We start from the raw sequence: 272 nt of genomic DNA on the forward strand, positions 1-272 counted from the left end.
CTGTTGTCTCGTGTCGGGCTGATTAACGGAATGTTAGCCGCGGTCAGTACCCAGCTCTTGAGACGCTGAATAGGGTCAAGTATGTCACCCTGAACCTTTATGATCTCGTCAAGCGGTGCTAACGTAAGCTCTTCAAGGTTTTGTTCTGGTCTCTGGCTCTTGGCTACATCGTAACTTTTGTACTCAAAACCGTAAGCGTTACTCTGCATAATCGCACGTTGAAAGTGCTCACCTGCGATTGCAGCATCACCTTTAGAGATCGGAAGAGCGGT

1 pseudogene is annotated in these 272 nt (G+C 48.5%); it reads right to left on the minus strand.

Annotated features, from left to right (window positions below):
• Positions 1 to 272 (minus strand): annotated as a pseudogene (locus tag ACP45E_RS02005) (carboxylesterase family protein); the annotation flags it as partial.

Source organism: Vibrio genomosp. F10 str. 9ZD137 (assembly GCF_049974785.1).
Classification (GTDB): Bacteria; Pseudomonadota; Gammaproteobacteria; order Enterobacterales; family Vibrionaceae; genus Vibrio.